This is a genomic window from Spirosoma fluminis (assembly GCF_054778895.1).
The window spans coordinates 1-7,390 of record NZ_BAAGZD010000024.1 but is presented as its reverse complement, the minus strand read 5'-3'; the positions used below and the strand labels follow the sequence as shown (position 1 = coordinate 7,390).

Below are 7,390 nucleotides of genomic sequence, written 5' to 3'. Positions count from 1 at the left end.
CGGGTACTTAAGTAATTCCTTGACTCCTCAGGCCAAGACCAAAGTCGATCATTGCCGGGAAACCATCGGCCTGAGTAGCGTAGAAACGATCAGTTTGTTAGCTGATCTGCAACAACAAACAGGCTTTAACTGTTACCTGCCTAGCAACCTGGTCAAGAAAATAGCGACCGCTGAGTAGGCTGGGTAGTGCTATTGCGGAAGCAAGGGTCGGTAGGCTTGAGACCATTTTAGGTTCCGTTCGCTCACCCACTCCTGAAAGAGCATTCTTACCAAAACGCTGGTTTTAATAATCAGTAAAGAAAACGGTCTTTTACTCTACTGATGGATTAACACGCTGAATACAGCTTATTTTGTTCCATTTCAAGGCAGATAACTTGGTCAAACAATTAAAGTAAGCTAAGCTGTGTCGAATATTGAGTTTTCTAACTCCATAGTTTCATATTGGCCCCGTTTTGCAGTATAGACCTACGTATAAATATGGACGAGTTGCAAAATCGTCCGCCCATCACACCTGAGCCGGAATCACTTTTTAAAACCAACGCGTCCTGATCGGAGTTGAGTCAGCGGGTCTGTCACCTGACAGTACGATCCATTAAACCGAAACGACCCATGACAATGCACTACGTCCGGCGAGGCACCGGCACACCCCTACTCTTAGTTCACGGGATTGGTAGTAGCCACCGGTCGTGGGATCTGATCATCGACGGCCTGGCCACCAAACGCGACGTTATCGCGGTAGATTTACCCGGCTTCGGAGCCACACCACCCCTGACAGGCGAGACCTCCATTCGTACCCTTGCCGACGCCGTGACCGATTTTCTGGCCAATAATAATCTGACGGGCATCGACGCCGTCGGCAGTTCGATGGGCGCGCGGTTAGTGATCGAACTAGCCCGGCGGGGCGGGGTGCTGGGTGCCGTCGTGTCGCTCGACCCGGGTGGTTTCTGGCGGGGCTGGGAAATTCCGTTCTTTTACCACTCCGTGCGGTTATCAGCCCAGCTCGTCGGCACATTACAACCCGCACTGCCTTTTCTGACCGGCAACCCCGTTGGCCGGACCTTGCTGTTCGCTCAGTTTTCGGCGGCTCCCTGGAAAATCCCCGCTCCGGTAGCGCTACAGGAACTGCGAACGTTTGTGCCCACGCCCGCATTCAACGAACTATTGGACAATCTGGCCCATGGCGAAAAACAGCAGGGTGCCCCGGCGGGTCTCATTCAACAGCCGTTAGTTATTGGCTGGGGACGCCGGGACCTGGTTTGTCTGCCCGGTCAGTCGAAGCTCGCACTAAGTTTGTTCCCTGATGCGCAACTGCACTGGTTCGCCAACTCGGGTCACTTTCCCCAACTCGACGTTCCTGAAGAAGCAATACAACTGATTCTGGACGTGACCGACGGAACGTATCAGGCTCAACCGGAGCGGACTGAGGCCCCAGTGGAGGTGAAGCCCCCAAACAACATACTGATTGGTGTAGGTGTCGCCGTTGTGGTGGCGGGCCTGTTTCTGGCACTTCGCAGCGCCAGGTGGTAATCTCGGACGACGAGAGAGAAATCCGAGGCTACAAAAAAGACTGACCCGGCCTTCTGAGGCGCAAAGTCAGTCTTTTTTGTCAACTAGTCCTCGCCAGATCAACCCTTTAGCTGCTGATCCAAAATCTGTTTGGTTAGCGCAACATGTTCCTTAAACACGGCCAGGGCTAGAGTCGCTAAATGCCGCGTCTGACTTTCGGCAGAGCTAGTTTTGCCCATTGAATTCTTCAAATAATTCTGGGCCAGATCCCGTAAGAATTCGTGGTTTTCGAGTTGGGCCTGGATATACGCTTTGTCGAAGGCAGCACCGGTGGCCGTTTTGATTTTAGTCAGCGTTGCCTGGGCCTTGGCGTTCATGGCTGGTACGGGGGTACCCAGATCTTTAAGTACAGACGTAACGGCCTTGGCTTCTTCCAACTCAAAACCAGCAAACTCCTTGGCGTATTTATTGGCGGCTTTGCTCACGGCAATCTGACTAGTTGCCAGTGACAACTCGGCAGGCCCGAGAACCTTCTGCCGAAATTCCTTTTCCGAGGCTGCCGTAGGCGAATCATCTACCAGAATGGCTGCTTCGCTTGTAAGCGAGGTTAGCAACGAACCCAGGAGAGACATACCACCACTAAGGGCAAGACCACCTGTTACTGACTTTTTAAAAAAGGTTCTGCGGGGCGTTGAGTCTGTGTTACTCATAAGCGTATCTTAGTTAAGTTTAGTGCCGGATGACCCGGCTTGATAGGAACAAATGTACGTATACTTAGTTTCCCTATCAATTAAATAGGCTTAATTGAATAATAAATGAATATTTTTTTGCCAGGAGTGAGCAGTATTATCCAGAGTGGGTGTAATACGTATGAAATACCTCAACCCTCTTAAATTCCATTTGCGGGGTTATTTTGGTATTGGTCGGCCAAAAACTGATTCACTCCGCCTTATTCGGGTTCATTGAAAAGGGGATAAAAGCAAGATTGCCGGGTTTGCAATTTTACAAATCACTTTGCCAGTAAAATAGTGGTTGTTGGTTCGTATGCTACGATTTAGGGTTGACAGTTGTTAAAAACAATCGTCGCATAAATCGCTCTTTTCAAAAGATACCCTATTCCTCTACCGGATTATTTCGCGATAGAGACCGTTGCTTCGATACCCCGCGATCTGGTTCAAGTAGTCGTAGCTTGGATTCAATGTCAAGCTACGACCTAACATCTTTAGCTTTACTTATCCGCTCGCTGCTGAACGGTGACTCGTTTACTCACCCCATCCTGAATGTCCTTCACGACCACAACCGGAGCGGGAATGAGGGCAGCGGCTCGTAAAACGTTACTGGCTACAATGCCGCCCAGCTTCTCGTAGTCGATCGTGACGCCCTGCGCCTGGGACTGGGTATATTGTACGGCTACTTCGCCACCTAAAGCCATCTTGGAAGGCGGGGTGTACGATTTGGGAGCGCGGAAGTTGGTTGAAATATAGCGCTGGTTACTGCGTACCCCAGGGAAGCGCACGCCACCCCCCAATTCGTTCAGGTGGGAAGCTGCTTCACGCACACCGGGTATCTGCATCGACCGTTTGTTGATCACGCCTTCGCCCCCTTCCAGTTCAACCCGACGACCCCGCACCAAGTATTTAACGCCCCCTCGTTCGTGGCTCGGGCCGTCGATTTCTCCCCCGTTGCGAAATTTTTGTGAGGCTATAATCGCCTGTTGACTGGCACCTGTGGCCAACACTAAAGCGGTTTGTAGGGCTTGCATGAATGGATTGCCTACGTTCTTAATGATAGCATCCGTAATCCCGCGAGCAACGGAGATAATGTTTTCAATCGTGGCTATTCTGCGTCTCTTCTCGGCTGCATCCTTTTCGATCTTCTCCTTCTTTTTCTGAAAGCGAATCTCGATTTGCTCGCGAGCATCGGAAGATAAGGCCGCCGAAGAAAGTATGGCCTTTTGTTGGTCCTCAAGAGTATTTAAGGCTCGGGTTGCCTGAGCATCGAAAACATTGGAAAGTGCAGTAACCGACTGACTTAATGAGTCGATAATAATTCCGACAACCTTTTCCTCATGCTCTCTTACCAGTGCCTCCTCATCTTTCCGGTACTTGGCTTTAATCGCTTCCTTCTGCTTCTCACTTAGCTCAGTATTGGATAACTCATCAGCAAGTTGTTCCTTGAGTAGCTTCTTACGTAACTCCAACTCTTTACGTCCACCTTCGGCAACGTCAGCCAGCTTAGTCTCGATCTGCGCCTTTCGATCCGCCCGCTCGTCGGCCTGAATCTGGCGGTATACCTCTTTACGTCTGGCTTCGGCTTCGGCCTGAATGGCGGCCTCGCGGGTGGCGTACTCCTCCGCACTTAACTCCTGAAGGGCGAGCAGATCTAGTTGCTGCTTTTCCTCAATGTTAATAATATCGGTAGCCCGGTTGCGCCGGATCGACAACAACTGATCCGTTTTGTTCAGTTCGGTCTGAACTTCGAGCTTTGCCAGCTCAGTCTCTTTGTTAATCCGATCGGCGGCAAACTGCTTGCGAATATTATTCTGATTCAGAAACAGGTTCTGATCAACGTCATTGAGTTCGGCTTCGTAGCGTTGTTTGCTGATTTTACGTAAGTCGAAGTCTGCCTTTAGCTGTGCCTTTCGGTCGTCGGCTTCCCGTTTGAGTTGTCGCAGTCTAAGGTTTTCAAGCTTGGTTGAGCCTTCCAGCGCCTGCGTAATTTGGGTCGAGATGATCGCCCGCTCGATCGCGGAAGCCTCTTCAACTAATTTTTTGGCATGCTCAACGCGAGCTTCAAGTATCTTGGCGTTGGTCTGGGCCTCGATCAACTTCCGTTCGGTCGAGTTCTTTTTTAAGCCCACAAGCTGCAACTGAGCTTCGCGCTCAATAATTTTCTCCTCAATTTTAAGTGTATCCTGCCCTTTCTTCTCAGCGATGAGCTTCTCCGTCTTGGCAATGAATAGTAGCTGCTCAACTCGGTACTTCTCCCGCTCGATCGCCTCCTGAGCGGCTTGTTTGGCTTTTTCGGCGGCTTCTTTTACAATGGCGTTCCGAGTGTTTTGTAGCTCAGTCGTACGATCATAAATATCTTCTTCTAGCCGGTACGCTTCGATACGTTCGTTATTAATAGCCTCCTCGTTGGCCCTAGTCTTGCCACTTATCTTCTGCTCGCGCTCCATATTGGCAATTTTCTGCTTTTGCAAAGCGATCAGCTTCAGGGTACTTCCAATCTCGATGGCATTCGCTTTATCGGCAGCCTCCAGTCTTTTCTTGGCGGACAAGGTCTGATCGTCAGCGATTTTCTTCTGACGTTCGAATTCGGCTCGGCTTTTGGCCCGCTCCAAATTAAGTTTCTGTTCGTCATCCAAAAGTTTCTGATTCAGCTTGGCGATCTCCTCGCCAGCCCGAGCAGCTTCGGCGATGGCCGAACCAGCCCCCTTGAAGGCAGCAAAGAAATCTTCAACGGCTTTTTTGGGATTTGTAAATACCTCGACTAAAGCCTTACCGACTAAGGCAGCACGTTGCACCAGTACATCGAAAGCGAGGCCTACTGCCTTCGTCTTACGCTCCACGAAGTCCATACCCTCCTGCGTTTTTGTCAGAAAGGCATATAGTGAGGCAAGGGCAATAAGGAGCAGACCAATTCCAGTAGCAGCGATTGCCCCGCGAATACCAGTCAAACCGACCTTCATTGCGTCGAGACCCGTCTTGGCCTGAGTCAAATATCCCCGCAATCGACCGACACCGCCCCCCAGGGCTCCAGTAGCATCATCTAGCTCCTCCAGTGCGCTCACGGCCGATTTAGTCGAGGAAGGCACTTTCGCAATCTCCCGCTTGGCCTTCTCGATTTGAAAGCCAAGCCGATCAAAGGCTTCACCGCCCGTTTCGCCTATCTCTTTCTGCTCGCGTTCAAGCTTAACCAGTTCAGATGTCGTGCCCCGTATGGCTTCGCCGTACGTACGGACTTTGTTCTGAACCTCGTCGAAGGTCTGACCCGTCGAAGCCCCGACCCGGTTGATCTGCTGCTGAAAGCCGATGATCTGCCGCTCGAACTGCACGAACTCGCCTGATCCCTTACCTACGGCCTTTTGCTGCTCCTGGAGCTTGACCAGCTCCTGAATCAGCGGCTCGATGGCACCGGCGTAGTTACCAACGTTGCGCTGGTTGCGGCCCGTTGCCGATTCGAGCGAGAGCAGCTCCGAGCTGAGCGATTTGATCCGGGCTTCGAGTTGCCCGCCGACGGCTTCGTTATTGCGCTCAGCCTTCGAGAGATTATCGTACTGAGAAACCAGCGCGGCCAGGCCGAGCCGCATCTGCACGATACTACCCTCGGCGGATTTCTGATACTTGGCGTTATCGGCAATGGCCTTGTTCTGATTCTTGAGACTCTCCGACGTGCTGGCGATCTGTTTGTCGATGGCCGCAATCGAGCGCCCGTACTCCTCGGCGGTGATCGCTCCCGATTTGAATTCCTTGTCAGTTGCTTTCTTTTCTTCGCGCAGTCGGGTCAGGTTCGTCTTGAACTGAGCGACGGCTTCGTCGGCTTTCTTCGCATCGAAGACTGCCTCGAAAATCAATACGTCTTTGTCTTCAGTCATAATGATAGTTCTACTGGTGGGGATAGAGAAATAAGCACAGCGAACCGCAGCCGTAAGGTGACGGGCGGTCGTCCAGTGTGCAAAAAGTGATAATTAGATCGCGGCCTAACTACAGGCGGGGACGGTGTAGCCCTGTAATCGGACTTGATTAGGGAGCAGGTTGTTTTTCATGGTATGGTGGGGATACGTATGGCTGGGTAAATATACGAGTCTTTAGCCATCTCTACATCTACTAACGATCCTCTTTTAATTTGGTAGTTACTTGCAGATTACATTACTAGCTAAGTAGCTTTACAGAGGAATTAACTTCCTAATACTCAAACTAAATTTTACTCCATGAAGCATCTGTTTACCTTTCTCTTCCTGCTCACGGGCTGGATCAGCAGCTCATTGGCCCTGGCGCAAGCTAACTTGCTGCTCGACGAGCGCAGACCGATTCCGCGTACCAGACCCGCTCTTAGTCCACTCAAACGAGTTACCCCACCGGCTAAGGTAACCATTATGCGGCCTCTGCCCAGTGGTCGGCTGGCGGCTGTCGCCACACAAACCTTTTCCTTTTCGGGTTCCATTGTTACTTGGGTGGTGCCTACTGGGGTAAGCTCACTAACCATTGAAGCCAGAGGTGCCGAAGGGGGCAATAACCCCAGTTCAACATACAGGCCTGGTAAAGGAGCCATCATCACGGGCACTGTTGCCGTTACGGCTGGGCAACAGTTGAAGATTCTAGCAGGTCTGCAGCCTGGAAACAGTAGTGGGGGTGGTGGCTCGTTTGTGGTCAGGGGGACTAGCGAGCCATTAGTGATCGCCGGTGGAGGTGGCGGCAGTGGAACTGATCACAACTCGACCCAAAAGCATGGGCAGGCCGGTACGAGCGGAGGAGCAGGTGCCGCAAGTACCGTTGGGGGTGCTGGCGGAACTGAGGGGAAGGGCGGCCAATCGAAAAACAATATCGGAGCTGGTGGAGGATTATTTACGGATGGAGGGGGAACCGACGAGAGTGGTGGTCAGGCGTTTATTAACGCGGGCATGGGGGGGAGATATCGCCCTGGATTCGGCGGGGTCAGTAACAGCGCTTTTTTTGGTGGAGGTGGTGGGGGGTACTCAGGTGGCGGTGCTGGGGGCAGTACTAACAGTTCGGGTGTTGGCGGGGGCGGTGGCTCATTCAATGCGGGCACCAATCCCAGCAGCCTAACTGGAGCAAGCGGCCAATCGGGCGATGGTCTGGTGATTATCTCTTTTATACCATCCATCCGCTACGTTAAGCAGGACGGTACAGGTGACGGCTCT

At 51.9% G+C, this 7,390-nt stretch carries 3 protein-coding genes and 1 pseudogene; 2 read left to right on the top strand and 2 right to left on the bottom strand.

Annotation, left to right across the window (positions count from 1 at the left end; translation table 11 throughout):
- Nucleotides 1–609: 609 nt before the first annotated feature.
- Complete coding sequence (locus tag ACYVBJ_RS20505) at nt 610–1,527, top strand: alpha/beta fold hydrolase (protein WP_460984179.1); 918 nt, start codon at nt 610–612, stop codon at nt 1,525–1,527.
- A 98-nt stretch (nt 1,528–1,625) separates the two neighbouring features.
- On the opposite strand, the gene ACYVBJ_RS20500 is transcribed toward ACYVBJ_RS20505, so the two are convergent.
- Together ACYVBJ_RS20500 and ACYVBJ_RS20495 are read right to left on the bottom strand one after the other, a co-directional pair.
- Nucleotides 1,626–2,216, bottom strand: coding sequence for a DUF4142 domain-containing protein (locus ACYVBJ_RS20500; RefSeq protein ID WP_460984178.1), 591 nt, complete (start codon nt 2,214–2,216; stop codon nt 1,626–1,628).
- Between the two features lie 518 nt (nt 2,217–2,734).
- On the bottom strand, nt 2,735–6,103 hold the full coding sequence (locus ACYVBJ_RS20495) for a coiled-coil domain-containing protein (protein WP_460984177.1): 3,369 nt from the start codon (nt 6,101–6,103) through the stop codon (nt 2,735–2,737).
- A 336-nt stretch (nt 6,104–6,439) separates the two neighbouring features.
- Here ACYVBJ_RS20495 and ACYVBJ_RS20490 point away from each other — a divergent pair.
- Nucleotides 6,440–7,390: pseudogene (locus tag ACYVBJ_RS20490) on the top strand (hypothetical protein); the annotation flags it as partial.

Bases quoted from the DNA above. Each gene is read 5' to 3' on its own strand.
- ACYVBJ_RS20500 (WP_460984178.1), bottom strand. From the start codon at position 2,216: ATGAGTAACACAGACTCAACGCCCCGCAGAACCTTTTTTAAAAAGTCA.
- ACYVBJ_RS20505 (WP_460984179.1), top strand. From the start codon at position 610: ATGACAATGCACTACGTCCGGCGAGGCACCGGCACACCCCTACTCTTA.
- ACYVBJ_RS20495 (WP_460984177.1), bottom strand. From the start codon at position 6,103: ATGACTGAAGACAAAGACGTATTGATTTTCGAGGCAGTCTTCGATGCG.